This is a genomic window from Hoeflea sp. EC-HK425, from assembly GCF_902498795.1.
GTDB lineage: Bacteria > Pseudomonadota > Alphaproteobacteria > Rhizobiales > Rhizobiaceae > Hoeflea > Hoeflea alexandrii.
In genome coordinates this window covers 2,870,145-2,894,485 of record NZ_LR701572.1, presented here as the reverse complement: position 1 = coordinate 2,894,485, position 24,341 = coordinate 2,870,145, and the positions used below count along the sequence as shown (strand labels likewise).

The following is a 24,341-nucleotide window of genomic DNA, read 5'->3' as shown; positions in this document are numbered from 1 at the left end:
GGGTCGTCTCCCCCTTTCAATACCTTATCCTGATCAGTACGCAGATACTGGTGTCTCAGATCAGTTTTGTCCAAACTGCTTTCAAGAGGCCATCGTTCGAGGGCGGGCATGCCTCTGGTCCGCAACCCGGACCGCATTGCCGAGCGTCAATTTAAGTGGTAAACAAAAAATACCAGTTGAGGTCCGGATGCGGGACTTCTACACTGTCTTGAGACGGTAGGGAGGAAGCCATGTCAGAGTTGATTGCCTTTTTGGAGCCTGATCGTGCGATTCTGGATCGCCGTCCGGCAATCATTGCCGATCTCGCGGGCCTGCTCCCTGACAGCTGCCTGATAACCGATGAGAGGGAGCTGGTGCCGTTTGACACCGATGCCTTCGTCTCCTACCGGCGCATGCCGCTCGCAGTTGTTCTACCCGAAACCACGGCCCAGGTCGCCGCCGTGCTGAAATACTGCAACGGAAACTCGATCCCTGTCATTCCGCGCGGGGCCGGCACATCGCTCTCCGGTGGCGCGATCCCTCAGGAAGATGCGATCGTCATCGGCGTCTCCAAGCTCAATCGCATTCTCGAGGTCGATTTCCCCAACCGTGCCGCCGTGGTCCAGGCGGGCGTCACCAATATCTCCATCAGCCAGGCGGTCGATGCGGACGGCTTCTTCTACGCGCCCGACCCCAGCTCGCAGCTGGCCTGCACCATCGGCGGCAACATCGGCATGAATTCGGGCGGAGCCCACTGTCTCAAATACGGCGTCACCACCAACAACCTCCTTGGCGTCAAGATGGTCATGTTCGACGGCTCCGTCGTCGAAATCGGCGGCAAGGCACTCGATGCGGCAGGCTACGACCTGCTCGGGCTGATCTGCGGATCCGAAGGTCAGTTGGGCATCGTCACCGAGGCCACCGTCCGGCTGATCGCCAAGCCCGAGGGCGCCCGTCCGGTGCTGTTCGGCTTCGAAAGCTCCGTTGCCGCGGGTGCCTGCGTGACCGACATCATCGGCGCAGGCATCATACCGGTTGCCATCGAATTCATGGACAAGCCCGCCATCGAGATCTGCGAGGCCTTTGCCCAGGCCGGTTATCCTATGGATGTCGAGGCGCTCTTGATCGTCGAGGTCGAGGGCTCTGACGCGGAGATGGATGCCATGCTCGAGCGCATAATCGAGATCGCCCGCAGGCACGGCGTCAAGACCATCCGGGAGAGCCAGTCCGCCACCGAAGCGGCGCTGATCTGGAAAGGTCGCAAATCGGCCTTCGGTGCCACCGGCCGCATCGCCGATTACATCTGCATGGACGGCACCGTGCCGCTCGGGCAATTGTCGCACGTGCTGGAAAAAACCAGCGAGATCATCGACCGCTACGGCCTGCGGGTCGCCAATGTGTTTCATGCCGGCGACGGCAACATGCACCCGCTCATCCTGTTTGACGCCAATGATCCGGATGAGAGCATGAAGGCGGAAATGGCCGGCAACGATATTCTCAAGCTCTGCGTCGACGCCGGCGGCTGCCTGACAGGTGAGCATGGCGTCGGCATCGAGAAGCGCGACCTCATGCGCCACCAGTATTCCGACGCCGATCTGGCCCAGCAGATGCGGGTACGCGCCGCATTCGATCCGAAATGGATCCTCAATCCTTCCAAGGTGTTTCCACTCGATGGCAGGAACGGTTCGCAGCCGGGCAACCAGAGCGCCGACGACAGGACAGCAGCATGAGCGCGCTCGATATCCAGTATCCCGAGAGCGAGGAAGCAATTGCCCGCATCGTCGTCGAGGCGGGCAAGGCGAACCGTCCCATCGAGGTGAGGGGAGGCGGCACACGGTTGGATGTGGGGCGGCCGGTGCAATCCGCCTCTGTTTTGTCGGTGGCCAAATTGAGTGGCATCACCAATTACGACCCTTCCGAGCTGGTGATGGCGGCCCGCGCTGGCACACCACTCGCGGAGATCGAGGCAGCGCTGGCGGAAAACAACCAGATGCTCACCTTCGAGCCGATGGATCACCGCCCGCTTCTGGGTGCCGTCGGCGAGCCGACCATCGGCGGCGTCTTTGCCGGTAACGTCTCAGGCCCGCGGCGGATTTCCGCCGGCGCGGCGCGCGACAATCTTCTCGGTGTCCGCTTCGTCAACGGCTCCGGCGAAATCGTCAAAAGCGGCGGCCGGGTGATGAAGAATGTCACAGGACTTGATCTGGTCAAGCTGATGGCCGGCTCCTGGGGGACGCTCGGGGTTCTGAGCGAAGTCATATTCAAGGTGCTGCCGCGACCCGAAACCGCCGTCACAATCGCGGTATCGGGCCTCAACGATGCCGAAGCCGCCGAAGCCATGGCGGCAGCACTGGCGATGTCGGTCGAGGTTTCCGGTGCGGCGCACTTGCCCGAAAGCGTTATTGCCAGGTTTGCCGGCGGCAGTCTCAAGGGAGGCCCGGCAACCGTTCTGCGGCTCGAGGGGCTGGTTCCTTCGGTCGAGGTTCGCACCGGGCGTCTGGTCGCCGAAATGGGCCGTCGGGGCACGGTATCCGTGCTGGACGGCGACGTTTCGGCTGGCCTCTGGCGCGACATCCGCGATGTCACGCCCTTTGTCGACGGCAGCATGAAGCCTGTATGGCGGGTGTCGGTCGCTCCGTCTGCCGGCCATCAGCTTGTCGCGGCCTTGCGGCTCAAGACTGGCGTTGATGCCTTCTACGACTGGCAGGGCGGGCTGGTCTGGCTGCGCATGGAAGCGGATCCGGAAGCCGGACTGATCCGCCAGTACATCAAGGCACTGGGGGGCGGACACGCCACCCTGGTTCGGGCCGACGCCGCGACCCGCGCGTCTGTCGCGGTGTTCGAGCCGCAACCCAAACCGCTTGAGGCCCTGGCTCGTCGCATCAAGGATCAGTTCGATCCCGCTGGCGTACTCAACCCGGGACGCATGACGGCCGGAATGTGATAGAATTGCAGCCTCTTGGAAATGCAGACCTCGACAGAACAAGGAGCGCGAAATGAGCAATCACGACCAAGCCCCTGAAACTCGTCAGACCGACCGCTGGCTTGAGCCCGGCAAGACCAACCTGCAGGTCATTTACATTCTCTATCTTGTCAGTTTCGTCATCGGGATTTCCGGCATTGTGGGCATCGTGTTGGCCCATCTCAATCGCGGCAAGTCCGAAGCCTGGCTCGAAAGCCACTACACCTGGGCGATCCGTACCTTCTGGCTCGGCCTTCTTGGCGCCTTTGTCAGCATGCTGCTGATGATTGTCATGATCGGCATGCTGACCATGTTGCTGGTCGCGCTCTGGATCGTCATCCGCACAGTCGTCGGGCTGCAGAAACTCGGACGCAACGAGCCCATCGACAATCCCCAAAGCTGGCTGCTTTGACGGATACCTGTCGCAAGAGGCGGCACAATTTCTGAAAGTTCCAAGGAAACCGCGACATGCAGACCAATTTTACCGCCGAGCAGCTGACTGATCCCGGTGTCGCCGAATCCGAGAAGATTCTGAGAAAATGTGTCCATTGCGGTTTCTGCACCGCCACCTGCCCGACCTATGTCACGCTTGGCAATGAACTCGACAGCCCGCGCGGCCGGATCTACCTGATCAAGGACATGCTCGAGAACAACCGCCCCGCCGACAAGCAGGTGGTCACCCATATCGACCGCTGCCTGTCGTGCCTCGCCTGCATGACCACATGCCCCTCCGGCGTCAACTATATGCACCTGGTCGACCATGCCCGGGCCCATATCGAGAAGACCTACAAGCGGCCGCTGATGAACCGCATCATCCGCGGACTGCTGGCGATGGTGCTGCCCTATCCGGGGCGCTTCCGCGCCTCGCTCTATGCAGCCCGGATTGGCCGGCCCTTCGCGCCGCTGTTCAGGGCGTTACCGGGCCTCAAGCCAATGGCAGCGATGCTCGAGCTCGCGCCGTCCTCTGTCCCGGCGCAATCCGATGTTGCCAGACCCGGCGCCCATCCGGCGCAAGGTCAGAAGCGTGGCCGTGTCGCGATCCTGACCGGCTGCGCCCAGCCGGTGCTCAAGCCCGGCATCAACGAGGCAACCGTCAGGCTGCTCAACCGTATCGGTGTCGAGGTGGTGGTGCCCGAAGGCGAGGGCTGCTGCGGCGCGCTGGTCCATCACATGGGCCGCGAGCACGATGCGCTTGATGCGGCGCGCAACAATGTCGACGCCTGGACCCGCGCAATAGACAATGGCGGGCTCGACGCCATCATCATCACCGCCTCGGGCTGCGGCACGACGATCAAGGATTATGGCTACATGCTGCGCGAGGACCCGGCTTACGCGGAGAAGGCCAAGCGAGTCTCCGAGCTTGCCAAGGATATCACCGAATATCTGGCCGGCATCGAGATGCCCGCACCGGTCAACGGCGCCAGCATGATCGTGGCTTATCACTCGGCCTGTTCGATGCAGCACGGCCAGAAGATCACCACCCAGCCCAAGGCGCTCTTGAAGGCGGCCGGTTTTACCGTCAAGGACCCGCCCGAGGGCCATCTCTGCTGCGGTTCAGCCGGCACCTACAACATCATGCAGCCCGAGATCGCCCGGACGCTGCGCGACCGCAAGGTCAGGAACATCGAGCGGACAAAGCCGGATCTGATCGCCACCGGCAATATCGGCTGCATGACCCAGATCGCCGGTGGAACCGATATCCCGATCATCCACACGGTGGAGTTGCTCGACTGGGTCTATGGTGGAGAAAAGCCGGCGGGCCTGCCCGATATCGATCGGGCGAAGTCGGCACCATTGGTCGCTGCCGAATAAAGCGCTACCCTGTTGCTGTCAGGCGGAAACGTTGTCCGCCAAGAGAAAAGGCGGCGCTATTGAAGCGCCGCGTTCTGTATTCCAGGCCTTGCCAAGGGCAATTCCGCGCGGTCAGCCGCCGCCGAAGAGGGTTCCCAGAAGATCCATGCCGCGATCGGTATAGAGCTTTTCGGCACCCCTGCCGTTGGGGCCGATGACGATGACCTTGGAGCCAACGCCGGCCCGCTTGTAGAGATGCTCGACATCCTTGTTCATCATCCGGATGCAGCCCGACGACATGTTCTGGCCGATGGTCCAGGGCTGGTTGGTGCCATGGATGCGGAAGATGGTGTCGCGGCCGCCCTTGTAGAGATATAGCGCGCGGGCCCCGAGTGGATTGTTGGGCCCACCCTTCATGTAGGTCGGGATGATCCGGCCCTTCCTGCGCTCCCGCGCGATCATGGTTGCCGGCGGACGCCAGTCCGGCCATTCGGCCTTGCGTCCCACCTTCACCGTTCCAGACCAGCCGAAGCCTTCCCGGCCAACGCCAACCCCGTAGCGGGTCGCGCGGTTGTTGCCCTCGACATAGTAGAGATACTTGGTGCTGGTATCGATGATGATGGTGCCGGGCTTCTCGCTGGTGACGAGGCGCACCTTCTTGCGCATGAATTCCGGCTTGGGCTTTTTCGACGTCGAGACCTCGACCAGCGGAAAGCCGTCATCTGATCCGGCCTCCACGGACGCGGGTGCAGCCAGGCGTGGGAACGCGGCAGCTCCCTGTGCAAAAGGAGCGACCATCAGCGCGCTGGCGCCGGCGGTCAGCATGAAACGTCGTGATACCCTGGTTGTCATAGCCCTTTTCCCCTCTTGGCTGCTTCGGCCTTGTTACAAAAGGTACCATTGATTTTGTGGGGATCAACCGCCCGCGCGAGCAAAGTCATAACGTGTTTGTGATCGGGGAAACAAAAAACCGGTCCGGGAGCGGGCCCGAACCGGTCCTTGTCAGTAGTCCGAAAGCAGTGCTCTGCAGTTACATCACAATCACCTTGGCACCGATCTTTGCCCGTTCGTAAAGATCCGTGACGTCTTCATTGCGCATCCGGATGCAGCCGGAGGAAACGGCTTTTCCGATGGTCCAGGGCTGGTTGGTGCCGTGGATTCGGTAGAGCGTCGAGCCGAGATAGAGCGCCCGGGCGCCGAGCGGGTTTTCCGGCCCGCCTTTCATGTGCGCCGGCAGGATCCGGCCTTCCTTCTCGCGCACCCGCTTGATCATTTCGGCAGGCGGACGCCAGTCCGGCCATTCGGCTTTGCGGGTGATCTTCTCCGTGCCGCTCCAGGCATGGCCTTCCTTGCCGACACCGACGCCGTAGCGCCGCGCCTGGCCATCGCCCATGACGTAGTAAAGGTGCCGTTCGCTGGTGTTGATGATGATCGTGCCGGGCTTCTGGTTGCCGGTGTAGGCAACTGTCTGCGGCAGGAAGCGATCCTCGATCTGGCGGGTCGGCGCGGCCTTCACCCGCGGCGCGGCAAGCGCGACATTGGTCACCTGGCGGCGTTGAGAATTCAGCGCTCGCGTTTGCGGCGCCAGCGCGCGCACGGCCCGCGGCTTGGTCCGGTAGACGACGCCGCCGCGCGGCGCTGCCTGGCCGCGCAATTGCATCACCCAAGGGGCTGTCAGGTCGGGGCTGAGAACCACCGGCGGCCGCTGGCCGTAGCGGTCACCGGCGCTGGCCGGCACTGAAAATGCGGCAAGGCCGAGCACCGCACCGGACATGAGAAAGAGAGCAAGTTGTTTCATCGGACGCACCAAATACCTTTCGTCTGATCACGACAGCTGCCATCACGCGTGCTGTGCCGATGGCCCTGTCTTCCAGGATCCATGCTGCGGCAGGGGTGGAATCAATTGGTGAATCCAGCTCGATAAAAGGCCTGCAACACCCGAAACCTCTCCTTAGGGTTATCGCCGTCTTGCCAAACGCGGTGAACGACCGCTTAATTGCACCCGATTCCCGATTAACCATGACGACGAGCGGTTCCATGGCGCATGAAAACGGCCTGATCACCGGCGAGGATGGCCGTACGCGCTGCTTCTGGCCGGGCAATCTGCCCGACTACCTAGCCTATCACGATCACGAATGGGGCCGGCCGGTAACCGACGATATCCGCCTGTTCGAAAAGATCTGCCTCGAAGGTTTTCAGTCGGGCCTGTCCTGGCTGACGATCCTGCGCAAGCGCGAGAATTTCCGCGCCGCCTTTGCCGGGTTTGATTTCCACAAGGTCGCCCGCTTTGATGCGGCCGACGTCGAGCGGCTGGTGGCCGACAAGGGCATCATCCGCCATCGCGGAAAGATCGTCTCGACCATCAACAATGCGGGCCGCGCCATTGAGATGGTCGAGGAGTTCGGCTCGCTCGCCGCCTATTTCTGGGCCCATGAACCCGGTCCGGACGAGCGGCCCGGAACGGTCGACTATGCCACCCTGACGGCAAACCCGACTACGGCGGTATCAACCCGGATCTCGAAGGATCTGAAGAAGCGCGGCTGGAGCTTTGTCGGCCCGACAACCGTCTATGCCTTCATGCAGGCCATGGGTCTGGTCAATGATCACCTCGAGGGTTGCTGCTGCCGTCAGGATGTCGAGGCGCTGCGCGGCGCTCTGGTGCGCCCGGCATGACGCCTGAGGATCTCAAGACGCTCATCCATCAGGTTGCCGAAGCCACGCCCGAAATCGGGCCGCTGGAGGAAAGCCTCAAATGGGGAGAGCAGAGCTTCACGCCGCTCAAACGCAACGTTGGCAGCTCGGTCCGGATCGCGCCGCGTCCGGATGGCGAGCTCGCGCTGATGTTCATCTGCCACACAAATCTGGTTGATGAGTTCCGCGGGCTCTATCCCGATGCCCTGACCTATGAAGGCAACCGCGCCATCGTGCTCTCACCAGGCATCGATGCCGACCGCGAAGCACTCAAGCACTGCATCGCGCTGGCGCTGACCTACAAGCTGCGCAAGCGCATGAAACGGATCTGACTTCAAAGTCGCCTCTGCTTGGCCATGGTCGCCAGCGCCACGCCGCCCAGGATCAGCAGCGATGAGACGGCCAGTCTCACCGTCCAGCCTTCGTCCAGGAACAGCGTGCCGCCGATTGCAGCGATCACCGGCACGGTCAGTTGCACGATCGCGCCCTGGGTTGCGCCGATCCGCTTGAGCACGCGGTACCACAGCGCGTAGCCCAGGCCCGAGGTGACCGCGCCGGAGGCAATGGCCAGCATCACCCCCTTGGCGCTGGCATGCACCGGCAATTGCGTTACCAGCACAAGGCCAAAGAGCGGGATGATGAAGGCGACCGAGCGCATGAAGTTGTCGGCCGTCGCCTTCAGCGGGTCCGGCAGCCCGCGCCCCCTGAGCGAATAGGCGCCCCAGGCAATTCCCGACGCAGCCATTGCCGCTGCCGCCAGCGGATCCGGCGCGGACAGGCCCGGCGACACCAGCCAGATGAACGCGCCGAAGGCCACGATCAGGCCCAGCCATTCGAGCAGCGAGGGCCGGTCGCCCTCCTTCAGGCTCCAGCCGATCATCGTCGCCTGCACGCACGCAAACAGGATCAGCGCGCCAATCCCGGTATCGAGCGCCACGTAGGCGTAGGAAAACGCCACCGCATAGGCAAACAGGGCGAACGCGGAGGCCCAGGAGCCTGACTGGAGGCGCGGCCAGCGGCGTGCGCCTGTGCCGGTAACCGCGACCAGTAGCGCCAGCATGACGGCGCCGCTGCCGAGCCGCACCGCCGAATAGCTTGCCGGGTCGATCAGCGGCAGACCGCCCGATCCGAAGGGCCCCGGCGCAATCGCCATGCGCCCAAGCACCGAGTTGGCGGCAAACGCGATCATGGTCAGGCTGGTGAGCAGAATGAGGCGCAAGAACGAACCGCTTTCGTGAGAGGCCCGGGAGGGCGACGACATACCTATCGCCCGATTGCCACCGCCTGTCGATCTTGCCGTGTGATTTCCACAGACAGGATGTACCGCGCTGCGTGCCCGCCCTTTCTGCCCGCCCTTTCTGCCCGCCCTTTCTGAATGTCGGATGAACGGACGGTTCAGCGGGAGTTCAAGCCTGGCGCGCCAAGCTTCTCCCCGATGTAGCCTGAACCAACAGGGGACGGGCATCGCAAGGCCCTGAGAGACCGGGCCGATTTCGCGCCGGTTTGTTCAAGTCCGGCTTGCCCCGGCACCACGACACTCTGGGTCAGCGACGGTTCGCAGTCAGGCGCATCGCCATCTGCCCAAGGAACCATCACCCGGTCACCGCGTTGAAAGCGTGAAGGGCCATTTTGTAATCCTGCATGAGGAGTGTGGAATGTTTAGTAGTTTGATGAAATCCATTGTAACGGCGTCGTTTTGCCTGGCAGCTTTCGCACCAGCGGGCGCTGCGCCGATGATCGTACAGAAGCCGGCTGTCGAGATTACGGGCTCTTCCGGCCTGGTTGAGGTTCAGTACCGTGAAAGGCACCGCCGCGATTTTCGTGAAAGGCACCGTGACAAGAGGCGCGGTTTTTACCGCCACAACAAGCGCGGCTATTACAACGGTCATCGCGGCTATCGCCACAAGCGCCATGGCTATCGCCACTACAACGGTTACTGGTTCCCGCCGTCCGCCTTTTCATTTGGCGTGATCATCGGCGGCAACAACCGCGGCAGTGTCGGCGTCCGCCCGGGCTATACCAACCCGCAGCATGTTCGCTGGTGCCACAACAAATACCGATCCTATGACCAGCGGACCAACACGTTCCAGCCCTATCACGGCCCACGCCGCGAATGCCGCTCGCCTTACTATTGATCGGCCCAAGCGTTCCGGCCCGGGCGGCCGGTGGTCTGACCATCGGCCTGCCTGAGCTGGAGCACCCAAGCCTTGCAGCAAAAGGGCCTGTCGGTTAGGAGAAGCGCAACAAGTCGTTTCTCCTGCCGCAGGCCCTTTTTCATGTCCGACAAGAAGCAAAAGAAGCCCCAGAAACTCAAGGCACGCCTGGCGCGCGGTTTTCCGGATCGCTCGTCGGCCGATATCCGCGCCACCGACGAGATGATGGCCAAGATCAGGCTGGTCTACGAGCGCTTCGGTTTCGAGCCGGTGGAAACGCCCTTTGTCGAATACACCGACGCTCTGGGCAAGTTCCTGCCCGACCAGGACCGGCCCAACGAGGGTGTCTTTTCGTTTCAGGACGATGACGAGCAATGGCTCTCGCTGCGCTATGACCTGACCGCGCCGCTGGCGCGTCACGTCGCCGAGAATTTCAACGACATCCAGCTGCCCTACCGCACCTATCGCGCCGGATGGGTGTTCCGCAACGAAAAGCCCGGCCCGGGCCGGTTCCGCCAGTTCATGCAGTTCGATGCCGACATCGTCGGCGCGCCGGGTGTCCAGGCCGACGCCGAGATGTGCATGATGATGGCCGACACCATGGAAGCGCTTGGCATCCCGCCCGGCGACTACGTGATCCGGGTGAACAACCGCAAGGTGCTCGACGGGGTGATGGAGGCCATCGGGCTTGGTGGCGACGAGAATGCATCTCGCCGCCTCACCGTTCTCCGCGCCATCGACAAGCTCGACAAGTTCGGCATCGACGGCGTCAAGCTTTTGCTAGGCGCCGGCCGCTGGGACGGCGGCAAGGAAGGGGAGGGCGACTTCACGCCTGGCGCTGGGCTAGATGAAACACAAATCAAGCGTCTGCTGGATTTCTTGGTTATTGCCGAAGGTGACAATGTCGATGAAACGCTGACTTCTGCGGAAAACAGCTTCAGCGACAGCAGTACGGTCGTTGCTGGAGTCTCTGAGCTCCGCTCGATCTCGGAAATGGCGCTTGCCTCCGGCTACGGTCCCGACCGCATCAAGATCGACCCCTCCGTCGTCCGCGGCCTCGAATACTACACCGGCCCGGTCTTCGAAGCTGAACTCCTGTTCGACGTCACCAACGAGAAGGGCCAGAAGGTGCAGTTCGGCTCGGTCGGCGGCGGTGGCCGTTATGACGGGCTGGTCTCGCGCTTCATGGGCCAGCCCGTCCCCGCAACCGGTTTCTCCATCGGCGTCTCGCGCCTGATGACGGCGCTCAAGAATCTGGGCAAGCTCTCAGGCGAGGCGGCCTCCGGCCCGATCCTGGTGACCATCATGGACCGCGACCGCATCGGCGACTATGCCAGGATGGCGCAGGAACTGCGCGTTGCGCTCAACCCGGTCGACGCGAACAACCAACCGTTCGGCCCGACCATCCCGGTAGAGCTGTTCCAAGGCAACCCCAAGGATTTCCCAAAGCAGCTGCGCTATGCCGACCGCCGCGGCTCGCCCATCGCCATCATCCAGGGCGGCAACGAGAAGGCTGAAGGCAAGCTCATCGTCAAGGACCTGATCGAGGGCAAGCGCATCGCCGAAACCATCACCGACAATGCCGAGTGGCGCGAGGCCAAGGCCGGTGAGCATCTGGTCGACGAGGGTGACCTTGTCATCACGGTCCAGCGCGTCCTTGCCGAACAGGCTTCCGATGGTCAGGACATTTGACGTGAAAGCCCGGTACATTGCTCGATCATTATTCCCGTCCACCTTGTGGGGTGGAGTAGGGCAGGGGACTTGTTTGCGCGGGGTTGGGGGACGATGATCCAGCTGGCAGCCCCCGATTTCTCCGCCGGTCTCGCAAGCGCGCTCGAAGCGCTTGAGGCGCCGCGCGTTGATATCCCGGTGATCCAGCCGGCCGAGCCGTTTCTCGACATGGCCGGAGAGGACCTGCGCCGCCGCATCTTCCTCACCGAAAGCGAGACCGGCGAAAGCCTCTGTCTCAGGCCGGAATTCACCATTCCCGTGTGCAGCGCCCATATCGCTCAGAGTGTCGCCACGCCGCGCCGTTACTCCTATCTGGGCCAGGTGTTCCGCCAGCGCCGCGAAGGTGGCAACGAATTCTACCAGGCTGGTGTCGAGGATCTGGGTGAACCCGATGAAGCCCGTGCCGATGCCCGGGCGCTGTCCGAGGCCCGCGCGCTCATTGCGCAATTCGTGCCCGGTGCAGACCTTTCGATCATTCTGGGCGACCAGTCCGTGTTCGAGGCGGTGGTCGCCGGTCTTGGTCTGCCCGCCGGCTGGCAGAAGCGCCTTGTCCACGCCTTTGGCAACGCGCAGGCGCTTGAAGCAATGATGGCCCGCCTGGCCAGTCCCGACAGTGCGGCGCGGCCCGATCCCTCCGTGGCCGGTTTTCTCGCCACGGAAGATGTCGCGGGCCTTGAGGCGCATATCGAGCAGGTGATGCAGGAGACCGGCTATTCGACCCATGCCAGCCGCTCCCCGGCCGAGATCGCTGCCCGGCTGATCGGCAAGCAGTCGCTCGACAGCACCCGGCTGTCTGCCGCATCACTCGATGCGCTGAAGGCCTTCCTGGCTCTTGATGTCCCGCTTGATCGCGCCGCATCGGCGCTGGCCGGGTTTGCCCGGGAAGCGGGCCTCGATATCAGTGGCGCGCAGCAGGCTTTCAAGGCGCGGCTCGACGCCCTGTCCGAGCGTGGTGAAGATCTTGGCGCCATCCACTGGCGGGCCGCCTTTGGCCGGCCGCTGGACTATTATACTGGCCTCGTCTTCGAGGTTTCGGCGGGAAGCAACAACCTCGTTCTCGCCGGCGGCGGTCGCTATGACCGGATGATGACCCTGCTCGGTGCGCGCGAGCCGATCCCCGCCGTGGGCTTCTCGCTCTGGCTCGACCGGATCGAAACCGTGAGGGCCGGCAAATGACATTGACCGTGGCGCTGCCCTCCAAGGGCCGCATGAAGGATGATGCCATCGCCACTCTTGCCCGCGCCGGACTGACAGTGTCGGCAATCGGCAATGACCGCAGCTACCGCGGCCGGATTGACGGGATCGACGATGTCGAGGTGGCGTTCCTCTCGGCTTCCGAGATTGCCCGCGAACTCGGCGCGGGCGCCGTCGATTTTGGCGTCACCGGAGAGGACCTGGTGCGCGAAAGCCTCGCCCGTGCCGATGAGCGGGTGGAAATCACCGCCCGTCTCGGCTTCGGCAATGCCGATGTGGTCGTTGCCGTGCCGGATATCTGGAAGGATGTCGACAGTATGGCCGATCTTGGCGATGTGGCGGCTGATTTCCGCAGCCGCCATGGCCGGCGGCTGACGATCGCGACCAAGTACTGGCGGCTCACCCAGAACTTCTTCTCCACGCGCCACGGCATTCAGCTCTACCGGATCGTCGAGAGCCTCGGGGCGACCGAGGGCGCTCCCGCCTCCGGAGCCGCGGATATCATTGTCGACATCACCTCGACCGGCTCGACACTGACCGCCAATCACCTGCGCGTTCTTTCGGACGGGGTCATTCTCAGATCGGAAGCCTGCCTTGTTAGGGCGCGCAAGACCGCGCATGACGATGACAGCCGCGTTGCGGCGCTGATCGAGGCAGTGCGCTCGGCAGGCTGAGTTCGCCGTCCTGGAAGGGAAAAAAGAAAGGCCGCCTCGCGAGGAGGCGGCCGTGGCGTCAGGGGATCGGGAGCCCTTCGGCCAAGTCTGTCGCAGGGTGTCAGATCGGGGGGAACTTTCCTGCGACCCACAAGCGTTTACGCCGGCAGCGCGTAACCGGATCACGGCTTCCCCGGAATTTTGAAATTTATTTTTCGCACCCTGCCTGGGGTGGCTTGTCTTTTCGTTGGTTTGAGGCAATTTGAGGCCACCCGGGAAAGACCCGGCCTGCACGCGTCCTTCGCGCCTGGCTCCTGATGGAGACCAGCCCCGGAATGGCTCCGCCAACCACAAAGCCGCTTCTCCACCGGTTCAGCCTCGTCCCAGGCATCGGGATGATTTTGGATTGTGGGGTTTATCATGGAATTCACCATCGGTTCGATCGTGTTCCTTTCATCAATGCTCGTCCTGGCGGTGCTCGCCAGGATTTCCGCCGTCAACCCGCAGAGCAGAATTCTGCGCGGTGAGATCGTCCCGGCCATGCTGGCGGTGATCATCTCCACCGGCCTCGCCGTCGGCCCGCTGATGATGGCGCTGGGCGGCGAGCAGTATTTTGCATCGCGCAGCCTTGAAGTGGCGGTCATCCTGACCTTCATAGTCGTGTCTGGCTGGCTTATCACCAGGCTGGTGGCCCGGGCTCCGCAGTCGCTGCCGGCCTGACCAGGCCCGACATCCCGGAATGAAAAAAGACCCGGCGCGTCGAGGCGCCGGGTCCATCGGTTTATTTCGTCTTGCTGCGGCCGGATTACTTGCGGCGTGCGTCGACCGAGAAGCTGCCTGCGCCTGCGGCGGCGAGGGCAAGGAAGCCGCCCGCCATGGCGAGGTTCTTCATGAAGCTGGTCATCTGCATCTGGTCTTCAGGCTGGAAGTGGCCGAGATAGCCTGAAGCCACACAGAAGGCGGCAAGCGCCCAGGCGGCATAGCGGGTAAAGAAGCCCAGCAGGATGGCGATGCCGCCGACGATCTCGAGTGCGATGACCAGCCAGACTGTGAGGCCAGGCAGCGGGATGCCCATGCTGGCCATGTAGCCGGCGGTGCCTGCGACGCTGCCGAGCTTGCTCACGCCGGCCATGATGAAGATGATGCTCAGCAGCACACGGCCGATAAGAAGCTGTAGATTGTTTGACATGGTACTCTCCTGTTTCTCAAACTGGAGAGAGCCATATACGCGTCATCGACGAACGGAAAGATGAACAATTATGAACGTATTGTTCACAAAAATAAACGGGAAAACCCGGGCGGAGACGACCTTGAATGATTGTCACCGGCGGTTCAGTTACTGCGTGTTCAATGGTGGCTGATCGAGCAGCTTGAACTTCGGGAAAACAAAGACACCGTTGATTGCGCCATCGCCATCATCCGAGAAGTTGGACGATTCACCGATGCACATGACCGGCACCTGGCTTCCATCAGCGTGAATGATGGTGGTTGAAAAACAGAACGAAGAAGGCCGCATCGCCGCCAGTTCATAGAGTTCGAGTACATGGTTGCGATACTCTTCGTCGTAGCACTTGACCAGGTTGTAAAGCCCGAACTCGCCCTCTTCCGGAAGCTGGTGGTGATAACGCGCGGCAGGCCCGAGCTGAAACGTTCCGGTCGCCAGGTTGGCTTCGAATGGCTCGATACGGCAATAGTGGGAAATCACATCGAGATCGGGAGCGTCAATGCCGTGAGGCTGGACGCCAATTCCTGAAATACTGTCTGCCCTAGCAATTTTGAACAATGTACACCTCGGCAACGCCCAGTGGATTCAAGCCTGTCTGCCCGGACTGTCCGGGATGTGGATTCAAAACCGCCCAGTCCGATGGCTGCAATCAGACCATGATCAAGGCAACTCATTTATGCGGAAATGTCCGCCGATCAGTCATCGCCACCGGTACGGGTTGGTGAAAATGCAAGATAAAGCATTCATCGAGCAAAATGCCATGTCTTCTTTGATCAATTTTTTCGTTGATTTTCAGTTAACATGCAACGCGATATTAGGCCACGCCGGGTCCATTTTGCAACAACACCGGCCATCAATTGTGGATCGGCCCGATTGGTGCCCCCTGAACAGCAAAAAGGACGGCCCGAAGACCGCCCTTTCTTTGGGTCGCGCAATGTGCGCTGACCGGCATTAACAAGGCCTTGGCCTTATTACATCATGCCGCCCATGCCGCCCATTCCGCCCATGTCGGGCATGCCGCCACCGCCAGCAGCACCTTCCTTCTTCGGAAGTTCCGCAATCATGGCTTCGGTGGTGATCAGAAGGCCGGCGATCGAGGCCGCATCCTGAAGCGCCGTACGGACAACCTTGACCGGGTCAACGATACCCATGGTGATCATGTCGCCATATTCACCGGTCTGGGCGTTATAGCCGTAGGTGTCGCTCTTCTGGTCGAGGATCTTGCCCACGACGATCGAAGCCTCATCACCGGCATTGTCTGCGATCTGGCGGCAAGGAGCCTGCAGAGCGCGACGGATGATGTTGATGCCGGCTTCCTGGTCGGAGTTGGCGCCCTTGACGGTGATCGCAACGGATGCGCGCAGCAGCGCGGTGCCGCCGCCTGCAACGATGCCTTCCTGCACGGCAGCGCGGGTCGCGTTGAGCGCGTCGTCGACGCGGTCCTTGCGCTCCTTGACTTCCGTCTCGGTCGCACCGCCGACGCGGATGATGGCAACGCCACCAGCGAGCTTGGCCAGGCGTTCCTGCAGCTTTTCGCGATCGTAGTCGGAAGAAGTCTCTTCGATCTGAGCCTTGATCTGCGTGATCCGGCCTTCGATTTCCTTCTTCTTGCCAGCGCCATCAACGATGGTGGTGGTTTCCTTGGTGATCGACACCTTCTTGGCGCGGCCCAGCATTTCCAGGGTCACGTTTTCGAGCTTGATGCCGATGTCTTCGGAAATCACCTGGCCGCCGGTCAGGATGGCGATGTCTTCGAGCATTGCCTTGCGGCGATCGCCGAAACCCGGAGCCTTGACGGCCGCAATCTTCAGGCCGCCACGCAGCTTGTTGACCACGAGCGTTGCAAGGGCTTCGCCCTCAACGTCTTCCGAGATGATAAGAAGCGGCTTGGAAGTCTGCACCACGGCTTCGAGCACAGGCAGCATGGCCTGAAGGTTCGAGAGCTTCTTCTCATGCAGAAGGATGTAGACGTCGTCGAGTTCGGCAACCATCTTGTCGGGGTTGGTCACGAAGTAGGGCGACAGGTAGCCGCGGTCGAACTGCATGCCTTCGACGACTTCGAGTTCGCTTTCAGCGGTCTTGGCTTCCTCGACGGTGATGACACCTTCGTTGCCGACCTTCTGCATGGCTTCGGCAATGTCCTTGCCGATCTGGCTTTCGCCGTTGGCCGAGATCGTGCCGACCTGCTCGACTTCCGACGAGGTCTTGATCTTCTTGGCCTTCTTCTGAAGGTTGGCGATGACCTCTGTGACGGCGAGGTCGATGCCGCGCTTCAGATCCATCGGGTTCATGCCGGCAGCAACGGCCTTGCCGCCTTCGCGCACGATCGACTGGGCCAGCACGGTTGCAGTGGTGGTGCCGTCGCCGGCGATGTCGTTGGTCTTCGAAGCGACTTCGCGGACCATCTGTGCGCCCATGTTTTCGAACTTGTCTTCCAGTTCGATTTCCTTGGCGACGGTGACGCCGTCCTTGGTGATGCGCGGAGCGCCGAAGGACTTGTCGATGATCACGTTACGGCCCTTCGGACCCAGCGTTACCTTCACCGCATCGGCGAGGATGTCGACGCCGCGGAGCATTTTCTCGCGGGCGGTACGACCGAATTTAACTTCTTTAGCAGCCATTTAACTTAACTCCCGGGCCTGTGGCCCATCGTCTTGAGGCAGGGTGGATGTGTTCAGGCAGAATGTCGGCTCAGCCGAGGACGCCCATGATGTCGCTTTCCTTCATGATCAGAAGGTCTTCGCCATCAAGCTTGATTTCGGTGCCGGACCATTTGCCGAACAGAACGCGGTCGCCGGCCTTGACGTCGAGCGCCACCAGCTTGCCGGCCTCGTCGCGATTGCCGGAGCCAACGGCGATGATTTCGCCTTCCTGCGGCTTTTCCTTGGCGGTATCCGGAATGATGATCCCGCCTTTTGTTTTTTCTTCGGACTCGACACGACGGACGACAACGCGGTCGTGGAGCGGACGGAACTTGGTTTTTGCCATTGTCTAAATTCCTTGATCGAATGACAGAAGCGGCTGAGGTCCCCGAATGGGCCTCATGAAGTTGCTGTTAGCACTCACCCGAGGAGAGTGCCAACGACGCCGAGATAGGGGTGCGGCGACCAAGAGTCAAGATATCGGAGAGCAATCCTGTTGGATGTTTCGTGTCCGTCCGGCAATTTTCCGGCGGGGTCTTGTAATCGGCGGCAAGCTGCGCGACATCGTTTGTCCGAAAGGAACCGTTCGCCCATGGCCCGCAGGATTACCGACCTTGATCAGCTGACCGGCAGCGCCGACGTCTTGTTGTGCGATGTATGGGGTGTCATCCATAATGGCGTCAACCCCTTTCCGTTGTCTGTTGAAGCCTTGAAGGCCGCCAGGCGGCGTGGACAGACCGTCATTCTCATCACCAATTCGCCGCGGCCGGCAGGCGGGGTGATCCGCCAGTTCGAAACCATCGGGGTTGATCCCGAGTGCTGGGATGACATTGTCACATCGGGCGATGTCACGCGCCAACTGGTCACGGAAGGCCCGCAACAGATCTATTTTCTCGGTCCCGAACGCGACATCGCTCTGGTCGACGGCCTTGATGTCGACCTGGTTGAACCAGGCGCTGCCAAGGCGGTTTTGTGTACCGGTCTCTTTGATGATGAAACAGAGCAGGCCGAGGACTACCGCAGCCTGCTTGAAGGTTTCAAGGCGCGCGAGCTGCCGCTGATCTGTGCCAATCCCGACCGCGTGGTTGAGCGTGGCGACCGGCTGGTGCCTTGCGCCGGCGCCCTGGCGGATCTCTACGCGGAGCTTGGTGGCGAGACCAGGATCGCCGGAAAGCCGCACGCGCCGATTTACAAGGAAGCCCTTTCGCGTGCGCGAACCATCCGCGGCGAGGTGGATCCGAACCGCGTTCTTGCGATTGGCGACGGAGCCCATACCGACATCCGCGGGGCGCTCGACAACGGCATCGAAGCTGTCTTCATCGCCCGCGGTATCCACGCCCGACACTATCTTGACGGCCGGGCCACCGATGAGGCACGGCTGCAGGCCTTCCTCGAGGGAGAGGGATTGGCGCCGGCCTACTGGATGGAATGGCTTGCCTGAGAACAGCAGCACGGGAATGGAAATGGCGCGGCGATTTCATGATGTCGACACGTTCGCAGGCGAGCTCAGAGGCGGCGTGGTGGCGATCGGCAATTTTGATGGCGTCCATCGCGGTCACCAGGCCGTGCTGGCGCGCGCCACGGCGATTTCCAAGGCTGCGGGCGTTGCCTCCATCGTGCTCAGTTTCGAGCCCCATCCGCGCACCGTGTTCAGACCCGACCAGCCTGTGTTCCGCCTGACCCCGGCTCCGATGAAGGCCGTGATCCTCGGTCATCTCGGTTTCGATGCGATTGTCGAGCAGTGTTTCGACAAGGCGTTTTCGTCTCAGAGTGCCGAAGACTTCGTCACCCGGACCCTGTGCCAGCGGCTGGGTGTTCATCATGTCGTGACCGGTTATGATTTCCATTTCGGCAAGGGCCGCGAAGGCAATCCGGACTATCTCATGAATGCCGGTGTCAGGCATGGTTTCGGCGTCACCCTGGTCGAGCAGTTCCAGGATGAAAATGCGGATGTCGTGTCTTCGAGCCGGATCCGGGAGGCGCTGGCGGCTGGCGATGTGACCGGGGCGAACGGATTGCTCGGCTATCGCTATGCGGTCTCGGCCGAGGTGCAGCACGGTCAGAAACTCGGCCGGACGTTGGGATACCCGACAGCCAACATGGCGTTGCCGCCTGAAACCGGGCTCGAGCCGGGCATCTATGCGGTTCGCTTCCGCCGCGCCGAAGGAACCATCCACGATGGCGTGGCGAGTTTCGGCCGCCGGCCGACCGTTGCCGAAGATGGCGCGGCGCTGCTGCTTGAAACATTCCTGTTCGATTTTTCCGCCGACCTCTATGGTGAAACCTGCACGGTCTCGTTTGTCACGAGGCTTCGCGGCGAGGAGAAGTTCGATGACCTTGACCAGCTGGTGTCGCAGATGAAGATCGATGAAGCCGAAGCCCGTGCGGTGCTTGGTTCGCTGCAACCTCTCTCGCCGCTCGATGCCGCCATCACATTCGGGCTGGCCGGATGATCGGCGCCAAACCGCGCCGCATACTGATAACCGGCGGCAATTCCGGCCTGGGGCTGGCGCTCGCCCAGAAGCTGGCCCGCCGCCACTCATTGTTGCTGTCGGGCCGCAAGTCGCAGACCGAGGTCGCCGGGATACTGCCCCCCGGTGCGGGATATGTCGTTGCCGATCACGGTGATCCGGAAATGTCGGCCCGGGCGCTGGTCCGGGGTGTGCGGGATTTCGGCTGGGACGGCCTCGATAATGCCGTGCTCAATGCCGGCACCGGCTTTGTTGCGGTCGGTGGCGTGGACAGCACCGACGCTATCCGCCGGACGCTCGACGTCAACCTTCTGGCGGTTATGCTTCAGGCTCAGGCACTCTATCCATTGCTCAGGAAGTCGAGCGGAACGCTCAGTCTGATCGGATCGGTGGCGCACAAGGGCTCGGCCAGCATCCCCGCCTATGCCGCATCCAAGGCCGGATTGCACGGATTGGCTCGGGCTCTGCGGTCCGAGTGGAGTGGCGATGTTTCGGTCCAGGTGCTGCATCCCGGCCCGGCGAAAACCGATATGCACGACAAGGCCGGATATGATCCCGGCCGCATGCGCGCCCTGTTTCTTGCGCCGGACGATGTGGCGGCGATGATGGCCTCGGCCATTGCAGCACGCCGTTCGCCGGTCACCCTGTCCTGGGTCAAGTACCTCAATGGCGGCGCCTATACGGGGAGGCGGCTGTGAGTTCTGCATCCAAACGCGCTCTTGTCACCGGCGGCAGCGCCGGCCTCGGGGCCGCATCGGTAGGCTGGTTGCAGGCAAACGGCTACGAGATCGTGGTGCTCGACCGTGATCGGCCCTGGACCGGCAAGACACCTGTGCAGTTCATCCGCTGCGATCTTGCGAGCCGGACCGAGCTTGACGACGTCCTGCCCGACCTGGTCGCCGCCGGGCCTTATGATCTGGTTCTCCTGAATGCCGGCATCAACGCGACCGGCAAGTTCGAGGCCCTGGACCCGCGCGCCCATATCGACATTCTGCGCGTCAACACGGAAGCCCCGATGGTCATCGCGGCAGCTTTGCTTGAATCAAACGCATGCCGCAGCGGCGGTGCAATGGTCTTCGTATCTTCCCTGTCGTATTTTACCGGCTATCCGGGAGCGGCGAGCTATGCGGCCTCCAAGGATGCCTTGGCGATCTATGCCAGGAGCATGCGCAAGTATGCGGCTTCCAGGGGCGTGACCCTGACCGTCGCTTTCCCTGGTCCGTTGAAGACCGATCATGCCGAGCGGCACTCGCCCGAAGGCGCCGATGACAGCAAACGGATGGACCCGGACCATGCCGCGCGCCTCATTTTGGCCGATGCGCTGGCGGGCAAGAAGAGCTCGATTCCCGGTGCGGGCAACCGTGTTGTCGCCGTGATCGGCAGGGTGTTTCCAAAACCGGTGACAGCAGTGATGCGCAGGCTGATCTATGTCCGGCTGAAGCCATAGCGGCGGAAGATTTGGCAGGCGAAACGATTGCTTTGCGCAATCTTCTTTTCACACGCACCAAAAACCATTATGAACCCGGTCCATGACCACGGCTGTCACGATCACAGGCGCTCCGCCGATACGAATTATGGTCCCGGTTTCCCGCTGAGCTGAGCTCGCAGGGGACCGGGCAATCTGGCGCGCACACAGCGCCCGCTTTCGAATTCTCCGATACACTGTCTACCACGGGCCATCGGCCCAGAAGATTGCGACACCATGACCGACACCAACGACACGCTCGACTATTCCAAGACGCTTTACCTGCCGGAAACCGATTTTCCGATGCGCGGCGGCCTGCCGCAGAAGGAGCCCGAACTGGTTGCCCGCTGGCAAGAGATGCGGCTTTATGACCGGCTGCGCGCCAGCTCCGCCGGCCGCCCGAAATACGTGCTGCATGACGGCCCGCCCTATGCCAACGGCAACATCCACATCGGCCACGCGCTCAACAAGATCCTGAAAGACGTGATCACCCGCTCGTTCCAGATGCGCGGCTTTGACAGCAACTACGTGCCGGGCTGGGATTGTCATGGCCTGCCGATTGAATGGAAGATCGAGGAGGAGAACTACCGCTCCAAGGGCAAGGAAAAGCCCAACCTCAAGGAATCCGCGGCAATGCTCGAATTCCGCAAGGAATGCCGCGCCTATGCCGAGCACTGGGTGTCGGTGCAGTCCGAGGAATTCAAGCGTCTCGGCATCGAGGGCGATTTCGACAAGCCCTACAAGACCATGGATTTCCATGCCGAGGCGCGGATCGCCGGCGAACTGTTGAAGATCGCCAAATCCGGCCAGCTCTACCGCGGCTCCAAGCCGATCATGTGGTCGGTGGTCGAACGCACCGCGCTCGCCGAAGCCGAGGTCGAATACCAGCCCTACGAGAGCGACACGATCTGGGTGAAGTTTCCGGTGGTGCGGTACAGCGACCCTGATGGGACAATGGAAGCGGGTGAGGCATACCGCAAGGCGGTCATCGAACAGAACGCGGAGGGCGGCATCCTTGGCGACCTGCAAGGTTCATTCGTGGTAATCTGGACCACCACGCCCTGGACCATCCCCGGCAACCGCGCAATTTCATTTTCGGACCGCATTGCCTACGGGCTCTATGAGGTCACGGAGGCTGAGAATGATTTCGGCCCTCAGCCCGGCGAGAAGCTGATCTTCGCCGATGCGCTTGCCGAGGAGTGCTTCGCCAAGGCCAAGATTCAGTTCAAGCGCCTCTCGGACGTCAAGGCCATCGACCTTGAAGGTTTGGTCTGCGGCCACCCGTTGCGCGGCCTTGGCGGCGGTTACGATTTCGCCGTCCCGCTGATCGCCGGCGATCATGTCACCGACGACGCCGGTACCGGTTTCGTGCACACCGCGCCGGGCCATGGTCGCGAGGACTTTGAAGCCTGGATGGATGCTGCCCGCGATCTCGAGGCGCGCGGCATCTCCTCCGCCATCCCCTTCACCGTCGATGACGCCGGCTACTACACCAAGGACGCGCCCGGCCTCGGACCGGATCGCGAAGGTGGGCCTGCACGCGTCATCGACGACAAGGGCAAGAAGGGCGACGCCAACCAGGCCGTCATCACCGCGCTGATCGAGGCCGGGAACCTGTTTGCGCGCGGCCGGCTCAAGCATGAATACCCGCATTCGTGGCGTTCGAAGAAGCCGATCATCTTCCGCAACACGCCGCAGTGGTTTGTCCACATGGACAAGGATTTCGGCGACGGCACCACGCTGCGCACCCGCGCGCTCAAGGGCATCGACGACACCCGTTTTGTCCCTGCCTCGGGCCAGAACCGCCTGCGCGGCATGATCGAGGACCGTCCGGACTGGGTGCTCTCGCGCCAGCGCGCCTGGGGCGTGCCGATCTGCGTCTTCGCCGACACCGACGGCAATGTGCTTTTGGATGAAGCCGTCAACGCCCGCATTCTCGAAGCCTTCGAGACAGAGGGCGCCGACGCCTGGTTCGCGGAAGGCGCGCGCGCGCGCTTCCTCGGTAACCTCGCCAGCGATCCGAAATGGATCCAGGTCACCGACATTCTCGATGTCTGGTTCGATTCGGGCTGCACCCACGTCTTCACGCTGGAGGACCGTCCGGATCTCAAATGGCCGGCCGACGTCTATCTCGAAGGCTCCGACCAGCATCGCGGCTGGTTCCATTCCTCGCTGCTCGAAAGCTGCGCCACCCGCGGCCGCGCGCCCTACGACGCCGTCATCACCCATGGCTTCACCATGGCCGAGGATGGCCGCAAGATGTCGAAGTCTTTGAACAATCAGGTCTTCCCGCAGGATGTCATGAAGGAATCCGGTGCCGATATCCTGCGCCTGTGGGTGATGAACACGGATTACTGGGAAGACCAGCGTCTCGGCAAGACGGTGATCAAGACCAACATCGATGCCTACCGCAAGCTTCGCAACACCATCCGCTGGATGCTCGGCACCCTGGCGCATGACGGCGGTGACGCCATCGATCCGTCCGATATGCCCGAACTCGAGCGGCTGATGCTGCACCGGCTGAGCGAGCTCGATCAGCTGGTACGCACCGGCTACGACAATTTCGATTTCAAGCGCATCTCCCGCGCCTTGACCGATTTTGCCAATATCGAGCTGTCGGCCTTCTATTTCGATATCCGCAAGGATGCGCTCTACTGCGATGCGCCCTCGAGCCTGCGTCGCCGGGCTTCGTTGCAGGTCATCCGGAAGATCTTCGATTGCCTGGTGACTTGGCTCGCGCCGATGCTGCCCTTCACCATGGAAGAAGCCTGGCTATCTCACAAGCCGGATGCCGAATCCGTGCATCTCGAACAGTTTCCCGAGGTTCCCGGGGCCTGGCGCGATGAGGCGCTGGCCGCCAAGTGGAAGAAGATCCGCACCGTGCGCCGCGTCGTCACCGGCGCCCTGGAAATCGAGCGCCGTGAAAAGCGCATCGGTTCGTCGCTGGAAGCAGCACCCGTGGTCCACATCACCGATCCGGCGCTGGTCGAGGCCGTCGGCGACAGCGACTTCGCCGAGATCTGCATCACCTCGGGCGTTCGCATTGAAACCGGTGAAGGCCCTGACACTGCCTTCCGCATCGATGAGGTGAAGGCTGTGTCCGTGCTTCCAGCCCTTGCGAAGGGCGACAAATGTGCGCGGTCCTGGCGGATCACCGACGATGTCGGCTCCGACCCCGAGTTCCCGGACGTGTCGGCCCGTGATGCCGCCGCCTTGCACGAACTCAAGGCGCTTGGCCGGCTGTGACGGTCTGCCGGGCCCCTGACATGGGGGCCGGCGGGATTTGAACCGTGATCCTGCGGCAATTTTGCCGGGGTCAATTGCCCTGCCTGTCCCAATCCGGTAAAACCCTGCCTGAAAAAGGCCGGATTGTGCGGCAACAAG

Annotated in this window: 23 protein-coding genes; 16 read left to right on the top strand and 7 right to left on the bottom strand. The window is 62.1% G+C overall.

The genetic code is table 11. The features are described 5' to 3' along the window. The first annotated feature begins 230 nt into the window (after window positions 1-230). From SPHINGO391_RS16715 to glcF, 4 genes are read left to right on the top strand one after another with little or no spacing between them, the layout of a single operon-like run. Window positions 231-1,709 (top strand): FAD-linked oxidase C-terminal domain-containing protein, encoded by a 1,479-nt coding sequence (locus SPHINGO391_RS16715; RefSeq protein ID WP_152009892.1) that lies wholly within the window; start codon window positions 231-233, stop codon window positions 1,707-1,709. Then, on the top strand, window positions 1,706-2,923 hold the full coding sequence (gene glcE / locus SPHINGO391_RS16710; RefSeq protein ID WP_152009891.1) for a glycolate oxidase subunit GlcE: 1,218 nt from the start codon (window positions 1,706-1,708) through the stop codon (window positions 2,921-2,923). The genes SPHINGO391_RS16715 and glcE overlap by 4 nt, the downstream gene beginning before the upstream one ends. Before the next feature lie 52 nt (window positions 2,924-2,975). Beyond that, on the top strand, window positions 2,976-3,353 hold the full coding sequence (locus SPHINGO391_RS16705; RefSeq protein WP_152009890.1) for a hypothetical protein: 378 nt from the start codon (window positions 2,976-2,978) through the stop codon (window positions 3,351-3,353). Between the two features lie 56 nt (window positions 3,354-3,409). After that, window positions 3,410-4,753, top strand: a complete 1,344-nt coding sequence (gene glcF, locus SPHINGO391_RS16700; RefSeq protein WP_152009889.1) for a glycolate oxidase subunit GlcF — start codon at window positions 3,410-3,412, stop codon at window positions 4,751-4,753. Window positions 4,754-4,864: 111 nt separating this feature from the next. Here the strand turns inward: glcF and SPHINGO391_RS16695 are convergent, their stop codons facing one another. Together SPHINGO391_RS16695 and SPHINGO391_RS16690 are read right to left on the bottom strand one after the other, a co-directional pair. Further along, window positions 4,865-5,557, bottom strand: coding sequence for a L,D-transpeptidase (locus SPHINGO391_RS16695; RefSeq protein ID WP_152011605.1), 693 nt, complete (start codon window positions 5,555-5,557; stop codon window positions 4,865-4,867). Window positions 5,558-5,762: 205 nt separating this feature from the next. Beyond that, the gene (locus SPHINGO391_RS16690; RefSeq protein WP_152009888.1) at window positions 5,763-6,530 is read right to left on the bottom strand and encodes a L,D-transpeptidase; all 768 of its coding nucleotides are present in this window, start codon (window positions 6,528-6,530) and stop codon (window positions 5,763-5,765) included. A gap of 239 nt (window positions 6,531-6,769) precedes the next feature. On the opposite strand from SPHINGO391_RS16690, the gene SPHINGO391_RS16685 reads away from it, so the two are divergent. Next, on the top strand, window positions 6,770-7,405 hold the full coding sequence (locus tag SPHINGO391_RS16685; protein ID WP_152009887.1) for a DNA-3-methyladenine glycosylase I: 636 nt from the start codon (window positions 6,770-6,772) through the stop codon (window positions 7,403-7,405). Continuing rightward, on the top strand, window positions 7,402-7,755 hold the full coding sequence (locus tag SPHINGO391_RS16680; RefSeq protein WP_152009886.1) for a DUF1801 domain-containing protein: 354 nt from the start codon (window positions 7,402-7,404) through the stop codon (window positions 7,753-7,755). Before SPHINGO391_RS16685 ends, SPHINGO391_RS16680 begins: the two co-directional genes overlap by 4 nt. A gap of 2 nt (window positions 7,756-7,757) precedes the next feature. Here SPHINGO391_RS16680 and SPHINGO391_RS16675 read toward each other — a convergent pair whose 3' ends face one another. Next, window positions 7,758-8,684, bottom strand: coding sequence for a DMT family transporter (locus SPHINGO391_RS16675; protein ID WP_244615223.1), 927 nt, complete (start codon window positions 8,682-8,684; stop codon window positions 7,758-7,760). 394 nt (window positions 8,685-9,078) lie between these two features. Between SPHINGO391_RS16675 and SPHINGO391_RS16670 the strand changes: the two genes are divergently transcribed. The 5 genes from SPHINGO391_RS16670 (at window position 9,079) to SPHINGO391_RS16650 (ending at window position 13,874) form a co-directional block, all read left to right on the top strand. Next, window positions 9,079-9,558: a BA14K family protein gene (locus tag SPHINGO391_RS16670; protein WP_244615222.1), complete on the top strand. Its 480-nt coding sequence runs from the start codon at window positions 9,079-9,081 to the stop codon at window positions 9,556-9,558. A 141-nt stretch (window positions 9,559-9,699) separates the two neighbouring features. Next, the gene (gene hisS / locus SPHINGO391_RS16665; RefSeq protein WP_152009885.1) at window positions 9,700-11,268 is read left to right on the top strand and encodes a histidine--tRNA ligase; all 1,569 of its coding nucleotides are present in this window, start codon (window positions 9,700-9,702) and stop codon (window positions 11,266-11,268) included. Window positions 11,269-11,361: 93 nt separating this feature from the next. Continuing rightward, on the top strand, window positions 11,362-12,483 hold the full coding sequence (locus SPHINGO391_RS16660) for an ATP phosphoribosyltransferase regulatory subunit (protein ID WP_152009884.1): 1,122 nt from the start codon (window positions 11,362-11,364) through the stop codon (window positions 12,481-12,483). Next, window positions 12,480-13,175, top strand: coding sequence for an ATP phosphoribosyltransferase (gene hisG / locus SPHINGO391_RS16655; protein WP_152009883.1), 696 nt, complete (start codon window positions 12,480-12,482; stop codon window positions 13,173-13,175). The genes SPHINGO391_RS16660 and hisG overlap by 4 nt, the downstream gene beginning before the upstream one ends. A 399-nt stretch (window positions 13,176-13,574) precedes the next feature. Then, window positions 13,575-13,874, top strand: coding sequence for a hypothetical protein (locus SPHINGO391_RS16650; RefSeq protein WP_152009882.1), 300 nt, complete (start codon window positions 13,575-13,577; stop codon window positions 13,872-13,874). Window positions 13,875-13,959: 85 nt separating this feature from the next. Here the strand turns inward: SPHINGO391_RS16650 and SPHINGO391_RS16645 are convergent, their stop codons facing one another. The 4 genes from SPHINGO391_RS16645 to groES all read right to left on the bottom strand — a co-directional run bounded on the left by SPHINGO391_RS16645 (window position 13,960) and on the right by groES (window position 17,367). Continuing rightward, window positions 13,960-14,343 carry a DoxX family protein gene (locus SPHINGO391_RS16645; protein ID WP_152009881.1) on the bottom strand — a complete coding sequence of 128 codons (384 nt, stop codon included), beginning with the start codon at window positions 14,341-14,343 and terminating at the stop codon, window positions 13,960-13,962. Between the two features lie 147 nt (window positions 14,344-14,490). Then, complete coding sequence (locus tag SPHINGO391_RS16640; protein ID WP_152009880.1) at window positions 14,491-14,937, bottom strand: hypothetical protein; 447 nt, start codon at window positions 14,935-14,937, stop codon at window positions 14,491-14,493. 413 nt (window positions 14,938-15,350) lie between these two features. Continuing rightward, window positions 15,351-17,000 (bottom strand): chaperonin GroEL, encoded by a 1,650-nt coding sequence (gene groL / locus SPHINGO391_RS16635; protein ID WP_152009879.1) that lies wholly within the window; start codon window positions 16,998-17,000, stop codon window positions 15,351-15,353. Between the two features lie 70 nt (window positions 17,001-17,070). Beyond that, on the bottom strand, window positions 17,071-17,367 hold the full coding sequence (gene groES, locus SPHINGO391_RS16630) for a co-chaperone GroES (RefSeq protein ID WP_152009878.1): 297 nt from the start codon (window positions 17,365-17,367) through the stop codon (window positions 17,071-17,073). A 246-nt stretch (window positions 17,368-17,613) separates the two neighbouring features. Here groES and SPHINGO391_RS16625 point away from each other — a divergent pair, with 246 nt between their 5' ends. The 5 genes from SPHINGO391_RS16625 to ileS all read left to right on the top strand — a co-directional run bounded on the left by SPHINGO391_RS16625 (window position 17,614) and on the right by ileS (window position 24,203). Further along, entirely contained in the window at window positions 17,614-18,462 is an 849-nt protein-coding gene (locus tag SPHINGO391_RS16625; RefSeq protein WP_152009877.1) for a TIGR01459 family HAD-type hydrolase, read from the top strand. A gap of 22 nt (window positions 18,463-18,484) precedes the next feature. Beyond that, complete coding sequence (locus tag SPHINGO391_RS16620) at window positions 18,485-19,474, top strand: bifunctional riboflavin kinase/FAD synthetase (RefSeq protein ID WP_152009876.1); 990 nt, start codon at window positions 18,485-18,487, stop codon at window positions 19,472-19,474. Further along, window positions 19,471-20,190: an SDR family oxidoreductase gene (locus SPHINGO391_RS16615; RefSeq protein WP_152009875.1), complete on the top strand. Its 720-nt coding sequence runs from the start codon at window positions 19,471-19,473 to the stop codon at window positions 20,188-20,190. The genes SPHINGO391_RS16620 and SPHINGO391_RS16615 overlap by 4 nt, the downstream gene beginning before the upstream one ends. After that, the gene (locus tag SPHINGO391_RS16610) at window positions 20,187-20,939 is read left to right on the top strand and encodes an SDR family NAD(P)-dependent oxidoreductase (protein WP_152009874.1); all 753 of its coding nucleotides are present in this window, start codon (window positions 20,187-20,189) and stop codon (window positions 20,937-20,939) included. Before SPHINGO391_RS16615 ends, SPHINGO391_RS16610 begins: the two co-directional genes overlap by 4 nt. Window positions 20,940-21,194: 255 nt before the next feature. Then, on the top strand, window positions 21,195-24,203 hold the full coding sequence (ileS, locus tag SPHINGO391_RS16605; protein WP_152009873.1) for an isoleucine--tRNA ligase: 3,009 nt from the start codon (window positions 21,195-21,197) through the stop codon (window positions 24,201-24,203). Window positions 24,204-24,341: the final 138 nt, after the last annotated feature.

Coding starts and splice junctions, on each gene's coding strand:
- SPHINGO391_RS16715 (WP_152009892.1), top strand. CDS start 231: ATGTCAGAGTTGATTGCCTTTTTGGAGCCTGATCGTGCGATTCTGGAT.
- glcE (WP_152009891.1), top strand. CDS start 1,706: ATGAGCGCGCTCGATATCCAGTATCCCGAGAGCGAGGAAGCAATTGCC.
- SPHINGO391_RS16705 (WP_152009890.1), top strand. CDS start 2,976: ATGAGCAATCACGACCAAGCCCCTGAAACTCGTCAGACCGACCGCTGG.
- glcF (WP_152009889.1), top strand. CDS start 3,410: ATGCAGACCAATTTTACCGCCGAGCAGCTGACTGATCCCGGTGTCGCC.
- SPHINGO391_RS16695 (WP_152011605.1), bottom strand. CDS start 5,557: ATGCTGACCGCCGGCGCCAGCGCGCTGATGGTCGCTCCTTTTGCACAG.
- SPHINGO391_RS16690 (WP_152009888.1), bottom strand. CDS start 6,530: ATGAAACAACTTGCTCTCTTTCTCATGTCCGGTGCGGTGCTCGGCCTT.
- SPHINGO391_RS16685 (WP_152009887.1), top strand. CDS start 6,770: ATGGCGCATGAAAACGGCCTGATCACCGGCGAGGATGGCCGTACGCGC.
- SPHINGO391_RS16680 (WP_152009886.1), top strand. CDS start 7,402: ATGACGCCTGAGGATCTCAAGACGCTCATCCATCAGGTTGCCGAAGCC.
- SPHINGO391_RS16675 (WP_244615223.1), bottom strand. CDS start 8,684: ATGTCGTCGCCCTCCCGGGCCTCTCACGAAAGCGGTTCGTTCTTGCGC.
- SPHINGO391_RS16670 (WP_244615222.1), top strand. CDS start 9,079: ATGTTTAGTAGTTTGATGAAATCCATTGTAACGGCGTCGTTTTGCCTG.
- hisS (WP_152009885.1), top strand. CDS start 9,700: ATGTCCGACAAGAAGCAAAAGAAGCCCCAGAAACTCAAGGCACGCCTG.
- SPHINGO391_RS16660 (WP_152009884.1), top strand. CDS start 11,362: ATGATCCAGCTGGCAGCCCCCGATTTCTCCGCCGGTCTCGCAAGCGCG.
- hisG (WP_152009883.1), top strand. CDS start 12,480: ATGACATTGACCGTGGCGCTGCCCTCCAAGGGCCGCATGAAGGATGAT.
- SPHINGO391_RS16650 (WP_152009882.1), top strand. CDS start 13,575: ATGGAATTCACCATCGGTTCGATCGTGTTCCTTTCATCAATGCTCGTC.
- SPHINGO391_RS16645 (WP_152009881.1), bottom strand. CDS start 14,343: ATGTCAAACAATCTACAGCTTCTTATCGGCCGTGTGCTGCTGAGCATC.
- groL (WP_152009879.1), bottom strand. CDS start 17,000: ATGGCTGCTAAAGAAGTTAAATTCGGTCGTACCGCCCGCGAGAAAATG.
- groES (WP_152009878.1), bottom strand. CDS start 17,367: ATGGCAAAAACCAAGTTCCGTCCGCTCCACGACCGCGTTGTCGTCCGT.
- SPHINGO391_RS16625 (WP_152009877.1), top strand. CDS start 17,614: ATGGCCCGCAGGATTACCGACCTTGATCAGCTGACCGGCAGCGCCGAC.
- SPHINGO391_RS16620 (WP_152009876.1), top strand. CDS start 18,485: ATGGCGCGGCGATTTCATGATGTCGACACGTTCGCAGGCGAGCTCAGA.
- SPHINGO391_RS16615 (WP_152009875.1), top strand. CDS start 19,471: ATGATCGGCGCCAAACCGCGCCGCATACTGATAACCGGCGGCAATTCC.
- ileS (WP_152009873.1), top strand. CDS start 21,195: ATGACCGACACCAACGACACGCTCGACTATTCCAAGACGCTTTACCTG.